This is a genomic window from Veillonella orientalis, from assembly GCF_018406505.1.
GTDB lineage: Bacteria > Bacillota > Negativicutes > Veillonellales > Veillonellaceae > Veillonella > Veillonella nakazawae.
This window is the reverse complement of record NZ_AP022322.1, coordinates 172,195-195,909: the sequence shown is the minus strand read 5'-3', so window position 1 is coordinate 195,909 and position 23,715 is coordinate 172,195. Positions and strand designations below refer to the sequence as shown.

The window sequence follows — 23,715 nt, the reverse complement described above, 5'->3', positions numbered from 1 at the left end:
TCGTTACTGGTGAAAGCTTCGCCCTGCTTTTCTTTGATTGTCAGACCATGCTAGCGCATGACTGTAACACATTAGGCGAGCTAGTCACGTAAACAGTGAAAGCCACTTAAACATATAACGGTGTTCACCGGCGGCGTTGCCGCTTGCTCCAAAGTGATCCGCAAATCTCTAGATTTCCAAACCTTTCAGCCCATGAGTTTGGTCTCTACTAAATCCGTCTGAGACGTGCCGTCTTTTTCAACGCAATATTCATATAATAGATAATTATAGGGCTCCTAGACCTATATTGTCAAATAGATTCTACTAAGTTATAGTTATTTAATTAGAGTAATTAGAGTAATTAGAGTAATTAGACTAATTATAATCTCGCTCTAAATCAGGAAATCCAAAAGAAGCAAAATCATACCAAACTATTTTCCACATACCATCTGACAATTGTTTCATTTCTAGAGACAAACTTTTCAAGTTATTATCTTTTGTATCTAAACCAACAATTACAACGCTAATTTGTTCCGAGGACATCTTATATGTTTCTAAAGAAATTAGTTTAAATCTATCAACTTCACGTAACATAAGAATATGCTCAACAAATCTAGCATTTGGAGATTCCCCTTTCATTAGAGAATCTACATCACCACCTGTAAAAATAGTATGTATATCATTATTAAAACGGTCGTTAGCTAATAAATGCTCTAACTCAGCAAGATTTACCTTTCGATTTTTATAGGGAAATAAAATCTCTTTTTCCTTACCTTCGTTTATTAATTGTCTATAAAGAGCTAACTTTTTTTCATATCTCCTATTCGCCAAAGTATCAATATCAATTAATTTTTTTAATGTTTCTTCATCACCATTTTGAATCACATCGTAAATCAACTTTAGCGAATACTCTGGAGTACTCTTATACGTCATATTTTTATATACGCCGTATCCAACGCCTACTAAAGCACAAATTATCACTAAAATAATTAATATACTTTTAAACATACCAACCTGTTTAAACTTCATTAACATTTCATCATTCCTTTCAACCACACATATTGCCTAGATTTATCTAATTAATGTACAATATATCATAAATAACATTTTATAGATAGTTTATATTTGTAGTGCGAAAGAGAGGAATACTATGAGAAAATTATCCCTTATGATTCTTAGTTTATGTATGTTACTACTATCTGGGTGTGCCACAATAGATTCAGATGTAAAAATTGATAGTGATGGTAGTGGCACTTGGAATGCTCAAATCAATTCACAAGCTGGCCCATTGCCAAAAGACTCTATTACAGAAATTATAAATGAATACAATATTCAAGACTATACCATCAAGGCTCTTGATGATCAAGGAAAAGAGATTACTGTAGATAATGGTGATGAAACACCTTATAATGTTTGGACTGTTAACTCAAAGTTCAACAACGTTGAAGAACTTAATAAAGTTAGAGATGCTATGACGTTAAGAAATAAAAACCAAGGGCCTTTACTTGCCTTAGAAAAAACAACTTCTGGTACTTATATTGTAGATTTAGGAACATCTCAAGGCAAAACAACAGTTACCGTATCTGGTGAAATTGATCCAGCAAGTGTTCAAACCGGAACACTAACAGATAAAAATACTGTTACCTTTACGCAAAACAGTCATATTCGTTTTATTTTTAAACCAAGCCACGGTTGGTTATTCTATATTGGCATCGGCGTAGCTATTGTTGCTGTCATTGGTGGTGGCTACATTTTCTACTTACGTCGTAAATATTATGGCGATGCAGCATAAGGAGAGCATATGAAACGTAACTTTATAATTACACTATTACTCACTTTTACGATGCTCTTCGTAACTGCATGTGGTAGTGATAATAATAACAAAAACAATAATGCTAACAGCAAATTTGAAGGCACTTGGATTGCTTATAATAAAACTAATGATAAAGATGATATTCAAGAATTAATCATTGAAAATATCGACGGCCAACTATTAGTATCTTTATATGATTACTCCTATTATCCTTTAATGGATTATTTTTCTAGTGGTCTTGAGGAAGCCGATGACACTAAAAATGGCGGGGATACAGCTCCTGCCAATGCAGACTATCTCTTAACAAAGTCTAGTGATTCTTTACACAACAAACTTACTGTTGCTATCGACAATAAATTAGATGTAGGTCCTAAACCAATTATTTATAACGAAAAAGATGGCACCTTAGTTTTCGACAAAGTAATCTTCAAAAAGCAATCTGACGATAATTCTGTTCAAGCCTATTTACCAGCCTTAAAAGAAGATATGAAAAAACTTGTTGTGGAAGAACGCAAAAAAGATACATTTGGTAGTTTTAAACCAAAGCCAACAATTCAATTTGATTTTTCCTTTAATGATTCTATTTTAGATACCGCAAAATAAGGAGATATGGCATATGAAATACATTCTTAAACTTAGCTTAATTATGGTTATGCTGTTATCTACTATTATCATTGTAGGCTGCGGCAAAAGTGAAAGCGAAAACAAGTATCTAGGAACTTGGGTTGGCTATGATGGCAACAATGTTATGTACCGTATAACATTCCAAGAAAATGGCAAAGAATATATGGTAACAGAAGATAAACTATTTTATAAATCAGAGAAAAACTACCCTAGTCCTCATGGAACTCTCTTCCCATCAATTGATGATAGTGTAAAGCAAGCCAATAATACGTATAACATCAACTTTATTCTTCAAAAAGACTCTCGGACAACAACAGCTAGAGAGATTACACCTCAAAATGAAAAAGATGATAAAGAAAAAGATAAGTATAAAAACCAACTTAGCTATGATGAAGGTCGTACAATCATTAGATATATTGAAAAAGACAATACGTTATTAATTAATGGTATTCGATATAAAAAAGAAACATCTCCAGATGTAACTAATGATATTTTAAAGCAAATGCAAAATGCTAGACGTCTTGAATTAGAAACAAAATTCCATAAATATGGTAATCGTGCTATCGGATCTAACCACAATCTTGTCATCATAGATAAAATCACCTTTGATGATAGTATATTAACTAGTAGTAAATAACACCAAAAGCTCCTACATTAAGTAGGAGCTTTCTTTTATAAAAAAATATATTATTTATATGACTACATCACACTTGTCGTTAGTAATCGATCTACCAAGAACCACAGCACAAAGATTGCACATAGTAATCCTGCTGTAAGGCCTGTGGTAGGTGTAGCATCAATCAAACCAATTTCATGAGCCATTTGCTTTGTGAGAATAACGTGCCCTGTTGGTAATCCAAAACGGTTTGTATGGCTTTCACCAGGAAGAGCCATTAACACTAACAATATAATTGTACCAACGACAGGAACGAGTCCCACAAAGACAATTCCGCCAGAACGGCCTTGATCGTGCAAGCGTCGTACTGCAACAGCTACGCTAGGGATGACCATAACGACGGACATAAGTACAAGAATGACTAGCCCGAAGCCAACGCCAACCACACTAGAGAGCGGACTGATATAGCTCAAGAATGCACAAGTAAATAGAATGGCTACAAATAGCAATTGATACACCAAAAAGAAATTCCAATATTCGCTACGGCTAGCACGCCCTTCAAAGTCAGCGTATTTATAAACAAAACATTGTTTAAAGTTTTCAATCATGCCTAGACTATATTTATCTAACGAAATGGGTGCTTTACGAATACGTCCACAGTTTGGACAGTATCGTTCACTTTTTAACACCTCGTGTCCACAATAGGGACAAGGTCTCATACTAAACTCCTTCCATTCACAGCAGGAAACAGTGAAGCTCATAAAGTCCTGTTGTTCTTAACACATATAGTAACTTAGATATGTTGTAACATAACCATATCTATATTTTTAAATTCATCTTGATTTCATTTTACTACAAAGTGTTATATTGTCTATAAAGGAGTTGTTAAACTTTTATAAAATAAAATAATAAGTATGCTATTTGATACAGGTTAATACTATATGTAACCATTGGCATTAATGCCATACCATAATATATCACCGATAGTATCACCAAAGACGATGGATTGGAGAACAAAGATGGTAATGCCCATAACCCAGTCTTGTTTTCGAGATGGAGTTGCTTCAAGCCCTGTAGATTCACTTATATTCCTAGTAATAGGTATATAGGCAGTTCTTTCACCGTAACCATTCTCTCCTTCATCGCCTCGTTTCAATTCATAGTTCAAGAATATAAAGAAGCCTATAATGGGAATAAAGGAGATCAGTTGAGTCCAGCCGCTACGGCCAATATCATGCATACGTCGCGTTGTGATGGCAATATTGGGAATCACAAAAAATAAAGTGACTAACAACCTAATCGTATCAATAATAGACTCGAAGTTATAAAGACCAATACCTTTACAAAGAATGGCTACGCCCCCTAGTGTTCCTTGAATCATCATCATTCCAGCCATGAATCGCCAGTATTCACTACGGCTCGCACGACCTTTAAAATTGGCGTAGTTTTTGATGCCTAGCACGAAAGCATCGGTATAGTTTAAATCGTATACATTTACAGATGCCATACTAGTCCTCCTCAAACTCTTCAAAACCAACGATTTTCCAACCGTTACCCACATTATATAAACGTACTAATGTAGATGGTCTTTTATCTACAAAGTCCACTCTATATCCGATATAATCCACCGTTACATCATCATCCACATCTTGAGACACATAATCCAATCGTATAGTTTCCACAACAGAACGTTGTTCCTTCGCCTTAGCCTGTTGCCAAAGATCAAAGGTGCCATATCGTTCCATTTCACGACTACTCAATTCTCGATACGCACTATGATAATCCCCATTCGCAAGTGCTTGGTAATACTCTTTTACAACTAGATAACCTTCTGTTGTAGCAGAATCACTACGTAGTAAACGATTTGCTTTTTTGGTAAAAGCACCTTGTCCTAAATTACCAAAGACTGTTTCTTCTACCATATAATTATGCCCCATCATAGATGTCCCTACACTGCTAGCAACCCAACCTAAAACAAGGATAGCCACGATGAAGACACCAGAAATTGATTTCTTTTCCTTTATACTTGGTTCTGCAGATATCTGTTCATTAGTTACGTTTACTTCTTGTGTTGGAGCCGACCGTTTACATAATAGGTACAGCAAAACCAACCATCCTAAAATAGGAACAAAGACAAGGATCATCAATGTTGGATCATTATTAGAATCACGCAACCGTCTTGCAACGAGCATAATGGTCGGCAATGTTAATACTACCGTCAATGCAGTCAATACACCGCCCCCTAAGGATATGGCATATAGAAATCCATTAGGAATGAAAGTCGCAAGACCTGTTATGAATATAACTAGACCGTATACAAAGGTCATAGCGCTTATGGTAAGCCAAAAGTCGGCTGTCGTTGTTCGTCCCTTATGATTCGCATAGTTTTCAACTAGCTCACGATAGAGGATTTCAAATTCTCTCTGCTTCATAAATCTCCTACTATATTTAGATATGATACAAACTTAGATAATCCTATTATACTATGCTTTACCAAACCTTTTATTTCATTTTTTCTTCATTAAATTTATCTATACTAATAATATATTTTTTACAACTAAAATTCGTGCAATTAAGTTTGTATAGGAGATAATAATTATGAACGCTAAATTGACTAAAGTAGTAGCTATGGCCAGCTTGGCAGCATTCTTATCAGTTGGTATTGGTGCCAATGTAGCACAAGCCAAAGATTACCACTTCAAAATCGGTGAAAACCATCGCATGGTAAAGAACGATGATGGCACAGTGGACAGCAGTGCTCATCCATGGTTCAAACCAGATCAAAAGAAACATAGAAAACACAAAATTTCTGAACGCGAAAAACATGACAAAAATGCAACTGCAAAACGCAGTGAACAACATCAACGTTCCGAATCTACAAACGGCTAATCATTCCCCTTTCATAACTGGTTATCCAGTCATATAACACATAACTAAACTAACTAACCTAAAAAGGACGTTATACACATGTATAACGTCCTTTTTAGTATGTATTGTATTATCTATTTATTATGCGTCAGCTTTTAGCACAGCTTGTTTCATAAATTGTACGTAGTCAAACAACGCTTGGTCCGCATGTTCGCCATGTTCTGCAACGATTTTAACGATAGCAGAGCCTACGATAGCACCGTCAGATACGCGCGCCATAGCCTCAGCTTGGTCCGGAGTAGAGATACCAAAACCTACAGCTACAGGAATATCTGTATATTTGCGAATCGTTTCAACGATGGATTTAATATCTGTTTTGATTTCGCTACGCATGCCTGTAACCCCGAGGGAAGATACGCAGTACACAAAGCCTTCTGCGTCTTTTGCGATCATTTCAATACGGTTTTCAGATGTTGGAGCGATCAAGGATACCACTTCAACACCGTGTTTATTAGCAACGCTAGCGAGTTCTCCTTTTTCTTCAAACGGCATATCTGGCACGATAACGCCGGAGATACCAACCTCTTCGCAGAGGGTAAAGAATTTTTCACGACCGAACACATAGATTGGGTTCAAGTAGGTCATGAACACGAGTGGGATAGTCACGGCATCCTCGCCAGTACGTAAACGACGCACCATATCGAAGATATCATTAATTTTTACACCTGTAGAAAGTGCACGTGTACTCGCTTCTTGAATAACTGGGCCTTCTGCTGTTGGATCGGAGAACGGAATACCAATCTCTACCATGTCGGCGCCAGCTTTCACCATCACGCGAATATAACGTTCTGTATTTTCAATACCATGGTCACCAGCACTGATGAATGGGATGAATGCCTTGCCCTTTGTGAAAGCGTCTTTAATTTTACTCATGAAGATCCACCCCTCTGTATTTCGCCATAGCCGCTACGTCTTTGTCGCCACGACCAGATAAACAAATAATAATGATATCGTCCTTGCTCATAGTAGGCGCAATTTTACGTGCATGTGCCACTGCATGAGCACTTTCAATAGCTGGAATAATGCCCTCTAAGCGAGACAAGTATTCGAAAGCATCTACTGCTTCGTCATCCGTTACAGGTACGTATTCAGCGCGACCGCTATCATGCAAGTACGCATGTTCAGGACCGATACCAGGGTAATCAAGACCTGCGGAGATAGAATATACTGGAGCAATTTGGCCGTCTTCGTCTTGGCAGAAGTAAGATTTCATGCCATGGAAGATACCAACAGAACCTTTTGCAATTGTCGCTGCATGTTCCTCTGTATCGATACCGCGACCTGCCGCTTCACAACCGATAAGGCGAACGCCTTCATCAGGAATAAAATGATAGAACATACCCATCGCATTGGAACCGCCACCTACACAAGCCATAACAGCTGTTGGCAATTTACCTTCTGCTTCAAGGATTTGCTCACGCGCTTCACGGCTGATGATGGATTGGAAGTCACGAACGATCATAGGGAATGGATGAGCGCCCATAACAGAGCCCAATACATAGTGCGTATCGGACATGCGGTTTGTCCATTCGCGCAACGCTTCAGAAACAGCATCTTTTAATGTGCTAGTACCACTTGTTACAGGATGCACCTTAGTACCTAATAACTCCATACGGTATACGTTAAGCGCTTGACGTTCACAGTCTTCAGCACCCATGTATACTTCACATTCCATGCCCATCAACGCAGCAATAGTAGCTGTTGCTACACCATGTTGACCTGCGCCAGTTTCAGCAATAACGCGAGTTTTACCCATCCGTTTTGCCAATAACATTTGGCCGATTACATTGTTCAATTTGTGGGAACCAGTATGGTTCAAATCTTCACGTTTCAAATAAATTTTGGCGCCACCAAGGTCTTTTGTCATGCGATCTGCATAGTATAAAAGGGATGGACGGCCTGTATATTTTTTATGTAAATCCTCAAGTTCGCGTACGAAATCAGGATCATCTTTGTACTTGTTGTATGCCTCTTCCAATTCGATGACTGCATTCATCAATGTTTCTGGCATAAATTGGCCACCGAAGGAGCCAAAATAACCATGTCTTTGTTCACTCATATAACTTACCTTTCCATATGCCATTCCTACTAACACGCCTGTATAGCGTTACTATTGGCATCTATCTCAACAATCGATGAATTCCATCGGATGTGTCTAAAATATTATTATATCTTAGATTTATGTATTTTTTGTGATTTAGTGAGCTATTGTTCTCACAATGTTGGTGAAAGCTTTAATCTTTTCATCGTCCTTCACACCATCTGTTTCAATTCCGCTACTAATATCGATGCCATAAGGTCGAACTGTGCGAATAGCACGCGCCACGTTAGTAACGTCGATACCACCTGCGAGCATAAACGGACGTTCAAACTCATCTAAGCAAGACCAGTCGAACACTTCGCCCGTACCGCCTCGTTCATCCTTATGGTACGCATCAAATAATAGCATATCGGCACTGCTATCGATCCACGCCTCTGCATCTGCAGCACTACGGATTTGAACAGCCTTCCAAACCTCTACATCTGTTTTCTCCTTGAGAGCTTGGATGAAAGCTTCATCTTCATCGCCGTGCAATTGCACCGCATCAAGATTGACTTCTTTAGCAATTGTAACGAGGTTATCTAGTATTTCATTGACGAAGACACCTACCGTTTTAATGTTCTCAAAATTAGGATTTTCTTGGACAAATTCCTTATTATCTTGTGCTGTTTCAACATTCATTGGTGCTTCAACTGCACCATATGTTTTTGCGTATTGTTTATGAAGTTCTTCCACTAATGTTTTAGCTTGGTCTACTGTGACTTGCCGTTTGCTTGGCGCGAATACAAGACCCATGTAATCTGGTTTTGCCTCTACTACTGCAGGGATTGTTTCCACCTTAGAGATGCCACACATCTTAACCTTTGGTGTATAGTAGGTTGGGCCGTAGAGATATGCCAACTTTTCAACCTTGTTAGGAGAACGCATAAAGGTTTCCCCCATCAAGGCTACACCGATATTGTTATCCCGCAATACTTGGATGTCCTCTGGTGTTTCTAGACCGCTTTCGGATACGAAAATCACATCGTCTTGAACGAGATTTCGCAGGCGTACACTGTTTTGTACGTCTACGGTGAAGTCTTTTAAATTGCGGTTGTTAACGCCAATAATACGGGCACCGCAATCGATAGCCATTTGTACCTCATGCTCGTCGTGAGCCTCAACCAAGGAAGACAAGCCAAGAGAGTCTGCTAACTCGCGAAACTTTGTTAATGTCGGCACATCAAGGCATGCACAGATTAATAGGATTGCACTAGCGCCCCACACCTTTGCTTGGTAGATTTGGTATTCATCGATGATGAAGTCTTTGCGTAATACAGGGATTTCTACGGTGCTAGCGATTTCTTGTAAATATTTTTTGTCCCCTTTAAAGAAGTCTGGCTCTGTCAATACAGAGATGGCTGCTGCACCAGCAACCTCATATTCTTTAGCGATGTCTAAATACGGAAAGTGCTCAGCGATAATCCCTTTTGAAGGAGATGCCTTCTTCACTTCGCAAATGAAGTTAAAGTCTTGCTGACGAAGGGCTGCTTCAAAAGGAAATCCTGTATCAGATGGTAACGCTAAGGCCGCTGTTTTCACAGCCTCATGCGTTTCTACCTCTTTTTCTTGGGCCACTCGAACTTTAGTAGCCTCTACAATCTTATCTAAAATCAATGGTTATACCTCTTGGGTTGCTTTCACAAACTGTTCCATCGTAGCAAGAGCCTTGCCAGAGTCGATCATATTTTTCGCCTCTTCAATGCCTTCTGCTAATGTAAGGCCCTCTTTTGCAAGGTAAATCGCCATACCAGCATTGAGAAGAACTGCGGTGCGTTTACCGCCTTGCTCACCACCGAGAACGCGGCGTGTAATCTCAGCATTTACCGCAGCGTCGCCACCTTCAAGCTCAGTTTTATCAGCATATTCGAAACCATAGTCCTTAGGATCGAACTCGTAGCTTGTGAAAGCGCCATTATTAATTTCGCATACGTACGTTTTGTTGGTAGCCGTAATTTCATCAAGGCCATCAAAGCCGTGTACCACAGCACCGCGTTTCACACCGAGGTTAGCCAATACGCGAGCCAATGGTTCTACTAAAGATTTATCGTAAACACCCATCAACTCCACAGTAGCACCTGCTGGATTTGCCAATGGTCCAAGAATGTTGAATACAGTACGAACGCCCAATGCTTTACGTACAGGGCCTGCATATTTCATCGCTTGGTGGTATACAGGAGCAAACATGAAGCACATATTAGCTTTATTGAGAACTGCTTCGTTTTGTTCACCATTAAGCTCTAATTTAGCGCCCAATGCTTCGATCAAATCAGCAGCGCCACATTTACTAGATACACTGCGGTTGCCATGTTTTGCTACAGGAATACCTGCGGCAGAAATGATGAAACCAGATGTAGTAGAAATGTTGAATGTATTCGCTTCGTCGCCACCAGTACCTACGATTTCTACAACTGTACCTTCGTGAGGCACAGAACCAGCCTTCTCGCGCATAACCTCAGCAAAGGCTGTAACCTCATCTACAGTAGGGCCTTTTGCCGCCAAGGCGCACAAGAAACCAGCCATAGGAACCTCGGCTACCTCGCCGCTCATAATCTTGTTCATTGTATCTTTAGCAAGGTCGTAGGATAAATCTTGACCGTGCGTTACTGCATATAATGCGTCTTTAATCATTTATAACTCCTTACTTGTTGTTCATTTTTATTGTATTCAATGCAATGGTAGGGCATATATTTGCATTCATATTACATGTGATTCACGTGGACCTATGCCCTCCACTGGCCGGGTCTGACTTCGGCCTGCGGCCTTCTCAGGGCCAAAGTCGGGCCTAGAACCCCGTGAACTCACATAAACACTATGACATTTAATCATTTATATGCCCTACCCACATTCATAACCAATATAAAATGAACAACAATTCAATATATATTAAATGATCCTGCGCATTATATGGAGTAATGCACAGGTCATTTCTTTATTGGGAATGGGAATGGTGGTGTGGTGGCCACTCGGAGTTCCGAGAGGCCTTATTTCTGCCTTATCATTCTAGAGCCAAACAATGGCCCCTCGATACATACATTAGACTGTAGTTTATTTTTCTAAGAAATTGCGAATCATTTGTTCCCCGTTCGGTGTCATGATGGATTCTGGATGGAATTGCACGCCATAGATTGGGTAGTCTTTGTGTTCTACGCTCATTACTTCGCCGTCGTCTGTAACGGATGTAACGATGAGTTCGCTTGGCATGGTTTCATCAATGATCGCCAAGGAGTGGTAGCGTGCTACTTCAAATTGTTCTGGTACGCCTTTAAGGATTTTGGATGGGTGTACTTGTTTAGCTACGCTTTGTTTGCCGTGCATAACTTGCTTAGCGTAGGAAACGGTACCGCCGAATACTTCGCCGATGGCTTGGTGACCGAGGCATACGCCGAGGATTGGGAACTCACCTTTGCATTCGCGCAATAGGTCTTCGTATACGCCCGCATCAGCTGGTCTACCAGGTCCTGGTGAAAGTATCACGTAATCTGGTTTCAACGCGCGGATTTCTTCAACTGTTAATTCATCGCTGCGGATGACTTTAATATCTGGATCGATAGAGCCTACTAATTGGTATAAGTTAAAGGAGAAGCTATCGTAATTATCTATAAGGAGTACCATTATTCTACCTCCTGTGCATCTGTAATTGCGGAAATCATGGATTGGCCTTTGATCAAAGTTTCGTTGTATTCGCTTGCAGGAACACTATCGCGAACGATACCAGCGCCAGCTCGAACGTAAACCTTGCCACCTTTATTCATGGCCATGCGGATGCCGATACATACGTCCATGTTACCGGAGAAATCGATGTAACCTACAGCGCCGCCGTATACACCGCGCGGGCTTTTTTCAAGTTCATGTAAAATCTCAATAGCACGAATTTTAGGAGCCCCGGACAATGTGCCAGCTGGCAATGTAGCACCGATAGCATCGAGGGCATCTTTACCGTCTTGAATGTCGCCGCTGACAGTAGATGTAATGTGAATGACATGGGAAAAGCGTTGTAACATATGTAACGCCTCTACTTTTACGGAACCGAATTTAGAAATTTTGCCTAAGTCGTTACGGCCAAGGTCAACAAGCATGTTATGTTCAGCTAACTCTTTTTCGTCGTTAATGAGTTTTTCTTCAATAGCGAGGTCCTCTGCTTCCGTTTTACCACGGCGCATAGTACCTGCAATTGGGAAGGTGTACATTTTACCATCTGTTAGTTTTACCAATGTTTCTGGAGAGGCACCAGTAAGCTCTACATCGCCACCAGATAGGTAGAACATGTATGGAGATGGATTCAATGTACGCAATACGCGGTATGCATTTAACAAGCTGCCATCAAACTCAGCTTCACGGCGGTTAGATACAACGCATTGGAAGATATCCCCTTCCTTGATGTAATGTTGTGTCTTTTTAACAACTGCTTCGAACTCGTCCTTTGTAAACTCAGAGGTAAACTCTGTTTTAAGGATGCCTTTTGGAACATCTGCCTCTTTGCCGTTTACAACGAGATCAGCTAATGCTTTCAACTCAAGCTCAGCCTTGTTGTAGTTGCGTTCCAAATCGTTTGTGCTGATGTTAGCAATCAAGTAGATTTTGTTTTTGTAATGGTCGAATGCGATAACCTTATCGAAAAGCATAAGGTCAACATCGTTGACCATAGCAGAGTCGTCATCTGGTGTTGGGAAGTCCAATGTTGGCTCGATATAGCGAATATATTCGCAAGCAAAGTAGCCTACAAAGCCACCTGTGAAGGTTGGCAACTCTTCTAAGCGAGGGCTTTTATATTGGCTCAAAATATTACGAATCTCTGCAGCTGGGTCAGAACACTCAAAGGTACGTGTTGTACCGTCTTTAATAGTCATTTGATGATTTTTGCAGAAGAGCTCAATCTTAGGATCATAGCCCAAGAAGGAGTAACGGCCCCAATGATTACTATTATCCGCACTTTCAAGCAAGTACGTATGACTGCTCACTTGTTTTAATGCTTTCAACACACTAATCGGTGTGCGTACGTCGGATAAAATTTCCATATATACAGGCACGATATCGTAGCCCGGTGCGATAGCTTTCACACGGTCTAAACTAGGAAAAATCATGAGAACCTCCATCTGGCATTTGCCAATAAAAAAACTCGCCCATGACAATATAACGTCAAGGACGAGTCTATAGTTCTATTTTTACAAGAGTATTAGAAAATACTTGTATTAGGCTATAAATCGCGGTACCACCTTGTTTGAATGCAGCGCACTCCTCTTTCGCAGGATACTAACATATCCCTCACGACTAACGCTCGTGTGACGTCGCACCATACTAGGAATGAAATTCATTCTGTTCCATGCGCCCTCGGTGGTCCATTTAATAAGCTGCGTACTACGGGTTCTCAGCTAATCCCGCTCTCTGTGAGTGCATTTCCTATTTTTATCTCCACCTCATCGGTTTCTTTTAGGCGAGTATAAAATTATAATCTGATTATAATGTTTCTATAGAATGAAAGTCAAGGAGAATCTTAACTTTCAATATGCCAAGATTTTTTAAACAAAAGATGATAACTAACAAAAATATTAATATACGGAACGAAAAGACCAATAATCCATAACCCACTTAATAGGGAATCATGAAGTCTACGTATGCCTAATGTAATCATTGCTATAGCTGGCCATATCAGGATAGCCATAAATCCCCAACGTGGTATATAAAGAGGTATACCAAGCTGAACAATTAACGATACTACGGCTATAACCATATTCATAATGACATCCATGAAAAGACGAGTTCCTATGAGACCAACCCAAAAAGCTGATACAGGAGTCCTTCCCTTAACATCAAAGATTCTAGCAAATAAAACATCCCATATACAGCTACAAATATAGTCAAATTTACTATTATTTGTAGCTTTAGTAATCGTGGAACTTCGAGTATAGGAAATAATATAGTTATTATAGCTATCTCGTCCTTCATCTAAACCATACTTATTAGAATCCGGTACACTAAGAGGCAACGCAAAGCAAGCCAAGATGAAATATTGCCAGAAAAATCCGTCCCAATGAAAGCCTGTATTGATAAAGGTTTCAGATATAGATTCCCAACTAAAACTCATCCCCCAATACACCCACAAACTTAGGTATGCTATGGGAACTAATATCATATACCACAAGGATGAACCACAGTCATTTAGTCTACGTTTGAGGATAAAAATAGATGCAATTACATGTATAATCTGCAAACATCCAAAATAAATATATGACAAATATGTACTGCCTTGAAACAGACCATCTTGAATAAATCCTATCAATACCACAAATAGAAGGTACGCTAAAAATTTACTTCCCATTAAACCGAGCACAGCCCACAAAAATGCCAATCGGCCTATACGTTGATTCACTCGCAGCATTTCTATATTTTGTTTAAATAGTGAAATTTCATTATGTAACCACATTAAAATAAAGCTCTCTTCTCTCTCATACCGAAGGATATCTACAAATTAAAGCTATGTAAATATAATCAATACAAAAATATATAGATAAATAATAATATCAAGCTCCAAATACGGCAATCATCATATCAAAATTTATATTTCTCATATTCATCCCTTTTATTGTTATATCACACCCAGTTTTCTATCTATTCTAATATAAATAATTAAAATTGAATATATTATTCCTCAAGCAATCGATAATTTATATTGTGTTCCTCTAAATACTAATAGTATACTGAAACTACATATGTTATCAGGTTTTACTGATTATTATGCGGAGGAGAGAGTATGAGTTTTTATTTCACTGATCAAATACAGCAGTCTTTCAATAAAATATTCCACCAGTGTAATAAAGATATAGCTTGGGCGGGGAAGGCTGAGCTTGACACCCTTGTGAAACTTGACGAGGAAGGCCAAAAGATTCCTGGTATTGGCGATGTGTATGCTATTTTGGCGCGCGTCTATTCTGGCCCTCAGTTCACCTGGATTGAAGCAGGCTTTCCTGAGGATGACACAAAGGCATATAGTTATTTACATACAGCTATTCGCAAAGGCAGTGCCATCGCTATTTTACAAGCTATGCGTACCTCTGGTGCCCTTACACCAACTATTGAAAAAGAGTTACCTATGACGAAGAATCAAGCATTCCAGCGCGTCTATGAGGGAGCCCAAAATGGTTGTTCCTACTGTGCCTACGCCATTGCCAATGTATTCCAATGGGGAGATTACCAGTTCTTGCCATCTGCACGAAAGATAGTTAATGAAGGTGAACCATCCGGTGTTGTTCATTTTTTAAAATCTTTATTTGTACAAGTAGATCAACATAGATTGGCAAATAAAGTAACGGCCATTGCGCAGCAATGGTTACATAAATCCGCAGCGGCAGGCCTTGTCATTGCGTACCGCAACTTGCGCCTTACCTATGCCGAGCAAGATAATAGGGCAATGGAAGAACAAGTCATTTTTGAAGGGGCTGCAGCAGGTTTGCCACTCATGATGTATTTAGCAGGCGATATTTGTAAATCTCGGGGGGAGCATGAACGAGCCCTCGAATATTTTGAGCGCGGTGCCGCCATGAATAATGGCATGTGTTTGCGTGAAGTTGCCGAGTACTATGCAAAACCATGTGAGTCTAACAAAAGAATTCCTCAGAATATTCAAAAGGCCCTCAAATACTACGAGCGTGCTGCTATAAGCCCAGATTATTTAGACTTTGACGACCACGCTTATGTTACAATGCAAGCCATCATTATTCGCACATTGAATATCGATGGTCAGTCCCAAGACTGGTCTCGCATTGCTCACTTATTGCAACAACCGGCTATTTACACGCTCGATGCTATCTGGCCATATCTCGCTTATGTATTTACTTTCAAAAAAGGTAATACCCATGCAATGAGAAGTGCCATAGAGTGCATTAATCAGGCTAGCAAATGTCACGATAGATATGGTAGTTATGACTATGCGGACCATCTATGGCAACTGGCCGCCGGCTATTGCTACGAAATTGGTGCCTTTACAAAAGAACCTGATTTAGACCAAGCCGTTACGTTCTACGAGCATGCTCGTGAAAGCATCAAACGTCTCAACACAACAAACGATAATTGGTTAGGCACTGGTGAGCCGTTAGCGATTCCTGACGAAGCATCTGAGCGATTAGAAGCCTTTGAGCTAGTTAATGGACATTATCAGTACAAAGCAGGCATTAAACAATCTTCTACAACTTGTAATCCTATGCCCCCTGCTTGGCCTCAAAACTCCGTAGATGTATTAGAAATCTTTGAGGACTCTACTACTGGTTGGCGCACGAATAAATACGACTGGAATTTCATTCAACGGGAATGGGATACACAAAAATATCTCAGCTTTATCATCTACGATAATCGCCAATCCATAGAAAACGTAATTTACGATGTGTACAGTATCGTTATGTACCACAATGAAGACAAAAACTCTTGTACTATCTATCTATACGGCTACATTGAGGATACTAGCAGACAGGATGAAAACGTGGATCCTAGAGTATATGAAATAAGATACTTTAAAGAAATGTCAATTCCTGCAGGTCTCGCTTTAATTAAAGACTTCTATGATCATGCTACATTACCTGTTATTGATGAAAGCTGGGAGAAACAGTACAAAAACACTACGCCTCCACGAGAATATGAATTAACTTGTGACAACGATATCTTCTACCTCAATCAATATGAATTTTCAAATCAAATGATTAAGGATGCCTTAGAAGGAGTGGCGAATGGTAAGTATGATATGATTTCTGTTCGCCCTTCTAGCATTGATGAGCAATGCATTAGCTATTACATCGAGCGCGCAAAAGGAAAAAACTTACGCATTCGACTCTATGCCACTGTAGACGAAGACAACGTATATGGCTTTGAACGAGAGTCTTGCAACTTAACCTCCATCAACTACTGGATTCAGGAGTCTATAACAAGCAATAAACTTCCGGACTTAAGCGATTGGGATGAAATTAAAAAGAAATAAGCGTATTATTTTATTAAGAACATACTAAAACTAAGAAAGGAGGGATACGTTGGAAACGTGGAAACGAACGGTGTACATCAGTTTAGTCTGTGTATTCTGTACAGCCTTTGGTGTAAGCCAGTTAGCTCCAATTCTGCCTTTATACTTTCATGATTTAGGCGTACAAACTCCAGAAGCTATGTCCTTATGGTCTGGGTTAGCCACAGGTGCAACCTATATTATAGTTTGCTTGGCTGCTCCATTTTGGGGACGTGTGGCCGACAAAAAAGGTCGTAAAATTACATTAATACGATCTAGCTTTGGCATGGCATTATGCAATATATTAATTGCTTTTCAAACTACACCCGAAGGGGTTGTTTTAATCCGGCTCGTCCAAGGTCTAGTAAGTGGCTTTTACTCGGCATCAATTACATTAATAGCTTCAGAATCACCTATTGAGCGGACAGGTTGGGCCTTAGGATTATTAGCATCTGCTAATCTTGCTGGTTCACTAATAGGGCCTTTATTGGGTGGATATATTGCAGATACAGTAGGCATTCGCAATGACTTCATCATCGTCGGTACGCTCATGGGTTTAGCTGGTGTGCTGGCTACTATATTCATCCATGAAAATTATGTACCACAACCGAATCCTGAAAAACTTTCCATCCGTAAGTTGAAAGAGCAAATACCGGAATTTAATAGTATTGTCGCATTATGTGTAGCATCCTTTATCTATGCAATATGCATCATGTCCTTACAACCTGTTATCTCTGTATATATTAAGGGAATCGTTCCTAGTGATACAGAAAATCTAGCATTTATTGCAGGCGCTGTATTCTCCGCTATGGGTATTGCTCAACTTATGAGTAGTTCTCCACTAGGTAAATTAGTCGACAAGATCGGGCCACGGAAAGTATTAGTAGTATCTCTTATTTATGTAGGGATTCTAAATATCCCTCAAGCCTATGTTTCTGATGTATATCAACTTGCAATCATCAGGTTCCTACAAGGTTTTGGTTTAGGTGGCATGTTGCCTGCTTTAAACACCTATCTATCCTCAAAAACGCCTCGTGAATTTACAGGACAAGTATTCTCCTACAATCAATCTTGTCTATTCTTTGGCTACTTCTTAGGATCCGTCGGTGGTGCTAGCCTTATGGCATGGCTAGGCTTTACTACCCTATTCTGGGTTAGCGGTGGCTTATTTATTATTTCCGCTCTCTGGATTGGCTTCAAACTTAAATAATATAAAGATATATAAAAAGAACCCTATCATGATTGAACTGCACCTCCAAAAATTGGGCACAATTTTTGGAGGTGCAGTTTTTTATGTCAAAATAGGGTTCTTTTATTGTGTATTCTAAAGTTTAACGTCTTTAATATATCTGTAATTTATGAATTTATAGTTTTACAGCTACATTTTAATCTAATCATAGTAACAATAGCATAATCACTACTGTAGCAATAATACATGGTACAGCATTGCGTTTTGCCATTTCCATAGGGTTAATGCCTGCAAGGCCAGCAATGATGATACCTGCACCTGCTACTGGACTCATACTACGACCGATGCCAGCACCTAATTGGGCCATAGAGCCGAGTTGCATGATGCCATAGCCAAAGTCTGCCGCATGAGGTGTTACAGCTCCGTTAAATGCAAGGGCTGCTGCATTACCAGAACCAGAGATAACAGCTAATAAGAATGGACCAAAGGCCGCACCAATTTGAGCGATTTGTTGAGAGTTCTTCATACCATCAATGAGTGCATTTGTAAGCCCAATGTACTGCATACCCGCAGTAAAGGCTGCCGCCGCAGCCATAAGACCCACAACATCACACATACCATCGCCAGTACCGCGGAAGAATTTTTTAACTGCTTCCGTTACATTAGGACGTACGGCAATAATACCGATAGCTGTACCAATGAGCATAGATACAGGAACAGAAATTTCTGGAATCACTGCTACTTGTTTACTACCGAGTACGAGTAATACAAGCGGAATGATTGGGATGATAGCATATAAATAATTTACTTTAAATTCTTTGCCTTCTTCCGCATTAGCATCTTTTAATACATATCCTGTATTTTCCTTTTTAACAATAGCTACGATATTGAGCAAAATAGCTGCTACGACAATGCCAATAATGGCTTGCATAGAGAAGCTAGCGATAACGGTCATTACGTCTTCACCAGCGAGTTGTGCTACTTGAGGGTTAAACATAAGACCAGGGCTCAATGCACTACCCCAAGTGCCTAAGAAAATAGCGGAACCTGCCATCGCTGGATGCACACCGGAGCGAATAAGTGCAGGAATTAATAGAGCACCTACTGCAGCTGCACAGCCTGCCGCTGTAGGTAACGCAATGTTGATCAAGAACGTAATAATAACAGCACCAGGAATGATGATTTTAGTCATTTTTTTAAGGCCTGCAGAGATGAAATATACCATGTGCTCTGTACATTTTGTATACTCCATAACATAACTAAAACCAAGCACTGTACAAATAGTTGGTACAAGACCTGGATTTGTAAGCTCTTTTACAAAGGCTGTCGTACCAGCACTAAGCTGTCCACCAATAAAACACATTAATAAGCCCGATAATAACAACACAAGCCGTGTTTCAAACTGCTTAATAATGGCAATAAACGTTGCCACTACGATAACAATACCAGCAATAACCATAATCTCTCCAATCCATGTATTCCCTACCAATCGCAAGTATCCTCTGCCATTCTATTACGGAATACATCCTTCTAACTACGTAAAATATGATATCTTAGCTAGTTAACATAGAGCTAACTAAATTATATCTACCTCAAATATTCCACAATACTCAAACTAGTTAAGTTTAGTACTTTCTAAGCTAAGCTTTCTTAGCACCGTGTCTAATATCTTAGCTCCCGTAACGATGTCATCCATATCTGCAAATTCAGCTGGATTATGGCTGATACCTTCACGGCATGGGATAAAAATCATTCCTGTAGGAACATCATCAGCCCAATGCATGGCATCATGACCAGCACCGCTTGGCATAGTCATATAATCTACGCCTACAGACTGAACAGCCTCTTCAATTTCTCGAATCATAGCTGGATGCATCGCTACAGGATGATCCTGTGCAACAGGCTCAATCGTATAGGATAAGCCTCGTTTCTCTGCAATAACATCAATATATTCCTTAATGAGAGTAACCACAGAATCACGGGCCACCTTAGAAATACTGCGAATATCGACGCCCAGTTTAACGGCCCCAGGAATAACGTTCATCGCTCCGGGCACAACCTCTACTACACCGACTGTACCCACCACTGGAGGCTCTTCTTGCATGGATGCAATCTCCTCAATACCGAGAATGATTTTAGAAGCCCCACAGAGTGCATCATGGCGCAAGTTCATTGGTGTGGCCCCACTATGATCCGCGTTACCACGAATGGTTACATAGAACCGCTCTGGTGCGGCAATACCAGTTACAACGCCGATCGGTTTCGCTTCGTGTTCTAGCACCTTACCCTGTTCAATATGTATTTCAGTGAAAGACTTTACAGGTCGTTCATATTCCATATGCTCAATAGCATCGGGATTTAAATTACGACCTTTCAACGCATCATACAGGGACACACCTTGTTTATCTACTAAGCGTTGTAAATCTTGCAATGTCAATTCACCACGCATAGCTTTACTGCCTAATGTGGCTGCTCCAAAGCGGCTAGACTCTTCACACATAAAGTCTACTACTGCAATGGTATGGTCATGTTCAAAACCATCATCAGTCATACTGCGAACCGCTTCGATAGCAGATAATACACCTACAACACCATCATAATTGCCCCCATTCGGTACACTGTCCGTATGAGAACCAACCATAACAATCGGTAACTCAGGATTCTTACCAACCTTATAGCCTATAACATTCCCGAAACCATCAGTTTCCACTGTAAGTCCCGCATTAGTCATGCAGTCAATAATATATTGGCGTCCCTTCCAGTCTGCATCGGTGAAAGCTAGACGATTAATACCTTCTCCAGGTGCAGTCAACTGTGCCATAGCCTCAAAATCTTTAGTTAAACGATCTCGTTGAATCATATAACACCTCACAATCTAATACTCATATTAGATTTAATATATAGCACACTATACATATTTCGATGTATACATCTATATAGTTATGTACCTATAGTTTAGATGTATGCATCACAATATCTCAATCAATATATCCTATTTTAAATAGTGAGTAGCAATTGTACCTAACGCAACAATACCATTTAACATATCTTCTTCATCGATATCAAATAATGGATTATGATGCGGTGCTTTAATAGCTGAGCCCAATACCATATATGTTGCTCGACCGCCACGATCAATTACACGGTTCAAGAAGTACGCGCAGTCTTCACTACCACCGCCACTATAATCAAACGGTACTTCTTTAAAGATGCCCAATGGTTCAATGATTTCTTGTACTTCACGAGCTAAATCATCGCTAATACGACCAGCTGGTGTTTCGCCTTGTTTTGTAATTTCAAAGGTGCAGTCATGCATTTCTGCAGCACCTTTAATAATAGTTTTTGTGCGTTCAATCATGTAGTCATTGATTTCTGTAGTAGCACCGCGAGTTTCTAATTTAAGAACAGCTACATCAGGTGTAACATTGCGACCTGTACCACTTTCAAAAACGCCTACATTCATACGAGAAGCACCTTGGCTATGACAGGCGATAGCTTGTAAGTTAAGAACTGCTGTACAGCCTGCAAGCATAGCATTTTGGGCCTTTTCTGGAGAACCACCAGCATGAGCAGAATAGCCATGGAACACAGCATCAAGTTTCGTAGTCGCCAAGAAGCCATGGTCACTACAAGCAAAGCAATTGGATAGCTTTTCGTTAAACCCAATGTGCATACCAAACATCAAGTCTACGTCGTCTACTACGCCAGCCTCTACCATCGCTTTAGCGCCACGTACACCTTCCTCAGCAGGTTGGAAGATAAGTTTGATAGTACCCTTTAATCCATCTTTATGTGTGGCTATATATTCTGCAAGGCCAAGGCCCATTGTCATATGTGTATCATGACCACAAGCATGCATCGCTTTATCATGGCGAGAACGGAACCCAATCTTAGCTGGAATATGGTTAGACGCTTTAGATTCGATAACATCATTGGAATCCATATCTGCACGGAACGCTACTACAGGACCATCATCACTAAACTTCATAGTTGCCACAATAGCTGTTTTACCATAGCCCATCTTCTCTACTAGTTCAGGATCAGCACCTTCATCCATAGCACGAGCCATGGCTGCTTTCATAACATCCTCGCTAGGCAAACCCATACGAGAATCTAAATCAAGCACTTCTGCACCGAGTGCCACATCATACCCTAAGGCAATTAGCTTTTCAGCTACTTTAGCGGCAGAACGATATTCGAGCCAAGCTGGCTCTGGATACATATGAAAATCACGACGTAAAGAGATAAAATCATCGCGGCGTTGTTGTACGAAATCTTTTACAGACATACTTACCTCCTAAAATACAATAGATACCTATACTTCAACTATATAAAGAGCTACACAAATAGCTAATTAAATAGTCAACCAATAAGATTATGTATACAGAATTATAAATTTCTATATACATCAATAATAATTCTTGTATTTATTATAACTTATATTGAGGTTTTTAGAAATAAAAGAGCATACATACGCAGATCACACAATTTCCTCTTTATTTAATTTTTTTAGTACTTCTCGTTTGATTTGACGGTGTCGATCCCAGGCGATAATGAATACGGTTGCAATGATGCAAATCATGCCAAAAATACCGACCAGCGTAAAATGATTCCCTAGCAATACCCATCCAAAGATCGCTGCTGAGATTGGTTCTAAGGATGAAAGTATAGAGCCTTGTAAAGCACCAATGAGTGTAACCCCTTCCATATAAGCATTAAAGGATACGACTGTACCAAGTATGATGATGGCGAATAATCCTAACCAGGTCATGCCATCCCAGAGGGCTTCCGATTCTACTTGTTGAAACATAGCTAAGGATAAAATACCACAGATAAACATGGCAAAGCCCACAATGGATGTGGAGCCATATTTCTTTAATAGCTCAATAGGTTGCAATGTATATACACAGATACTAGCTGCCGATACAAGCCCCCAGAATAAAGCAAGCACATTAAAGTTCGAAACATCTAGCCCTTCTTGCATGACGATACAGAGTGTTCCCACCAAGGCTAATACAATACAGAAAAACTCTGGTACAGATGGCTTTTTAAAGTATCTCAAAAACAAATAGATAATGATCAGCGTAGGCGCAACATTTTGAAGGACCGTAGCAATACCGACGCCTGAAATGGCAATGGACTTGAAGTATGAGTACTGAGCTAAAGCAATACCTAAAATACCAAATATTAATAATTTCCCTATATCCTTAGGTTCTGTAAAGATAGCGAAAATACGCTTACCATCCCTTATATACGCAAGTCCTATCGTCAATATACCTGCTATGAGCAAACGCGCTTCTAATAGCCACTCCACATTGATATGCTTTGCACTTTCAAGGAATTGTACAGATGTGCCTGAAAGCCCCCAAAGTAGGGTACCTAAAATGGCAAGGGCCATACCTTTCCATTGTTTTTCCTCCATACAACCTCCTATAACAACTACTTTCACATTATGTACAATCATAACAAAGAGGCCTCTAAACCGCAATATACAGCAAAGAGA

21 protein-coding genes are annotated in these 23,715 nt (G+C 39.8%); 6 read left to right on the top strand and 15 right to left on the bottom strand.

The window, feature by feature from the left end; translation table 11 throughout:
- Positions 1-354: 354 nt before the first annotated feature.
- Positions 355-1,008 (bottom strand): hypothetical protein, encoded by a 654-nt coding sequence (locus VEIS1202513_RS00815; protein WP_238672597.1) that lies wholly within the window; start codon positions 1,006-1,008, stop codon positions 355-357.
- Positions 1,009-1,129: 121 nt separating this feature from the next.
- Here VEIS1202513_RS00815 and VEIS1202513_RS00810 point away from each other — a divergent pair, with 121 nt between their 5' ends.
- The 3 genes from VEIS1202513_RS00810 to VEIS1202513_RS00800 are packed head-to-tail and all read left to right on the top strand — an operon-like array spanning position 1,130 to position 3,053.
- Positions 1,130-1,771, top strand: a complete 642-nt coding sequence (locus VEIS1202513_RS00810) for a hypothetical protein (RefSeq protein ID WP_119206242.1) — start codon at positions 1,130-1,132, stop codon at positions 1,769-1,771.
- Between the two features lie 9 nt (positions 1,772-1,780).
- Positions 1,781-2,395 carry a hypothetical protein gene (locus tag VEIS1202513_RS00805; protein WP_213467559.1) on the top strand — a complete coding sequence of 205 codons (615 nt, stop codon included), beginning with the start codon at positions 1,781-1,783 and terminating at the stop codon, positions 2,393-2,395.
- Between the two features lie 13 nt (positions 2,396-2,408).
- Complete coding sequence (locus tag VEIS1202513_RS00800; RefSeq protein WP_213467558.1) at positions 2,409-3,053, top strand: hypothetical protein; 645 nt, start codon at positions 2,409-2,411, stop codon at positions 3,051-3,053.
- Positions 3,054-3,115: 62 nt separating this feature from the next.
- On the opposite strand, the gene VEIS1202513_RS00795 is transcribed toward VEIS1202513_RS00800, so the two are convergent.
- The 3 genes from VEIS1202513_RS00795 to VEIS1202513_RS00785 all read right to left on the bottom strand — a co-directional run bounded on the left by VEIS1202513_RS00795 (position 3,116) and on the right by VEIS1202513_RS00785 (position 5,464).
- Complete coding sequence (locus VEIS1202513_RS00795; RefSeq protein WP_213467557.1) at positions 3,116-3,751, bottom strand: DUF805 domain-containing protein; 636 nt, start codon at positions 3,749-3,751, stop codon at positions 3,116-3,118.
- 218 nt (positions 3,752-3,969) lie between these two features.
- Positions 3,970-4,539 carry a DUF805 domain-containing protein gene (locus VEIS1202513_RS00790; RefSeq protein WP_213467555.1) on the bottom strand — a complete coding sequence of 190 codons (570 nt, stop codon included), beginning with the start codon at positions 4,537-4,539 and terminating at the stop codon, positions 3,970-3,972.
- A 1-nt stretch (position 4,540) separates the two neighbouring features.
- Positions 4,541-5,464, bottom strand: coding sequence for a DUF805 domain-containing protein (locus tag VEIS1202513_RS00785; protein ID WP_213467553.1), 924 nt, complete (start codon positions 5,462-5,464; stop codon positions 4,541-4,543).
- Between the two features lie 166 nt (positions 5,465-5,630).
- Here VEIS1202513_RS00785 and VEIS1202513_RS00780 point away from each other — a divergent pair, with 166 nt between their 5' ends.
- The gene (locus VEIS1202513_RS00780; protein WP_156719402.1) at positions 5,631-5,921 is read left to right on the top strand and encodes a hypothetical protein; all 291 of its coding nucleotides are present in this window, start codon (positions 5,631-5,633) and stop codon (positions 5,919-5,921) included.
- 120 nt (positions 5,922-6,041) lie between these two features.
- Here the strand turns inward: VEIS1202513_RS00780 and trpA are convergent, their stop codons facing one another.
- The 7 genes from trpA to VEIS1202513_RS00745 all read right to left on the bottom strand — a co-directional run bounded on the left by trpA (position 6,042) and on the right by VEIS1202513_RS00745 (position 14,464).
- Complete coding sequence (gene trpA / locus VEIS1202513_RS00775) at positions 6,042-6,833, bottom strand: tryptophan synthase subunit alpha (RefSeq protein WP_213467552.1); 792 nt, start codon at positions 6,831-6,833, stop codon at positions 6,042-6,044.
- On the bottom strand, positions 6,826-8,019 hold the full coding sequence (trpB, locus tag VEIS1202513_RS00770) for a tryptophan synthase subunit beta (RefSeq protein WP_213467550.1): 1,194 nt from the start codon (positions 8,017-8,019) through the stop codon (positions 6,826-6,828). Before trpB ends, trpA begins: the two co-directional genes overlap by 8 nt.
- A 138-nt stretch (positions 8,020-8,157) precedes the next feature.
- A complete protein-coding gene (gene trpCF, locus VEIS1202513_RS00765; protein WP_213467549.1) occupies positions 8,158-9,657 on the bottom strand; it encodes a bifunctional indole-3-glycerol-phosphate synthase TrpC/phosphoribosylanthranilate isomerase TrpF in 1,500 nt (499 codons plus the stop codon).
- Positions 9,658-9,660: 3 nt separating this feature from the next.
- Positions 9,661-10,671, bottom strand: a complete 1,011-nt coding sequence (gene trpD, locus VEIS1202513_RS00760) for an anthranilate phosphoribosyltransferase (protein ID WP_213467547.1) — start codon at positions 10,669-10,671, stop codon at positions 9,661-9,663.
- 417 nt (positions 10,672-11,088) lie between these two features.
- Complete coding sequence (locus VEIS1202513_RS00755; RefSeq protein WP_213467546.1) at positions 11,089-11,655, bottom strand: anthranilate synthase component II; 567 nt, start codon at positions 11,653-11,655, stop codon at positions 11,089-11,091.
- Positions 11,655-13,124 carry an anthranilate synthase component I family protein gene (locus VEIS1202513_RS00750; RefSeq protein WP_213467545.1) on the bottom strand — a complete coding sequence of 490 codons (1,470 nt, stop codon included), beginning with the start codon at positions 13,122-13,124 and terminating at the stop codon, positions 11,655-11,657. Before VEIS1202513_RS00750 ends, VEIS1202513_RS00755 begins: the two co-directional genes overlap by 1 nt.
- 410 nt (positions 13,125-13,534) lie before the next feature.
- Positions 13,535-14,464, bottom strand: a complete 930-nt coding sequence (locus VEIS1202513_RS00745; protein ID WP_005387551.1) for a DUF805 domain-containing protein — start codon at positions 14,462-14,464, stop codon at positions 13,535-13,537.
- Between the two features lie 327 nt (positions 14,465-14,791).
- Here VEIS1202513_RS00745 and VEIS1202513_RS00740 point away from each other — a divergent pair, with 327 nt between their 5' ends.
- Positions 14,792-17,005, top strand: a complete 2,214-nt coding sequence (locus VEIS1202513_RS00740; protein ID WP_213467544.1) for an SEL1-like repeat protein — start codon at positions 14,792-14,794, stop codon at positions 17,003-17,005.
- A 49-nt stretch (positions 17,006-17,054) separates the two neighbouring features.
- Positions 17,055-18,233 (top strand): MFS transporter, encoded by a 1,179-nt coding sequence (locus tag VEIS1202513_RS00735; RefSeq protein WP_039969502.1) that lies wholly within the window; start codon positions 17,055-17,057, stop codon positions 18,231-18,233.
- 184 nt (positions 18,234-18,417) lie between these two features.
- On the opposite strand, the gene dcuC is transcribed toward VEIS1202513_RS00735, so the two are convergent.
- The 4 genes from dcuC to VEIS1202513_RS00715 all read right to left on the bottom strand — a co-directional run bounded on the left by dcuC (position 18,418) and on the right by VEIS1202513_RS00715 (position 23,634).
- Complete coding sequence (gene dcuC / locus VEIS1202513_RS00730; protein WP_213467543.1) at positions 18,418-19,671, bottom strand: C4-dicarboxylate transporter DcuC; 1,254 nt, start codon at positions 19,669-19,671, stop codon at positions 18,418-18,420.
- Positions 19,672-19,827: 156 nt separating this feature from the next.
- A complete protein-coding gene (locus VEIS1202513_RS00725; protein WP_213467542.1) occupies positions 19,828-21,072 on the bottom strand; it encodes a M20 family metallo-hydrolase in 1,245 nt (414 codons plus the stop codon).
- Positions 21,073-21,204: 132 nt separating this feature from the next.
- On the bottom strand, positions 21,205-22,500 hold the full coding sequence (locus tag VEIS1202513_RS00720) for an amidohydrolase (RefSeq protein ID WP_213467541.1): 1,296 nt from the start codon (positions 22,498-22,500) through the stop codon (positions 21,205-21,207).
- Between the two features lie 192 nt (positions 22,501-22,692).
- Positions 22,693-23,634: a DMT family transporter gene (locus VEIS1202513_RS00715; RefSeq protein WP_213467540.1), complete on the bottom strand. Its 942-nt coding sequence runs from the start codon at positions 23,632-23,634 to the stop codon at positions 22,693-22,695.
- Positions 23,635-23,715: the final 81 nt, after the last annotated feature.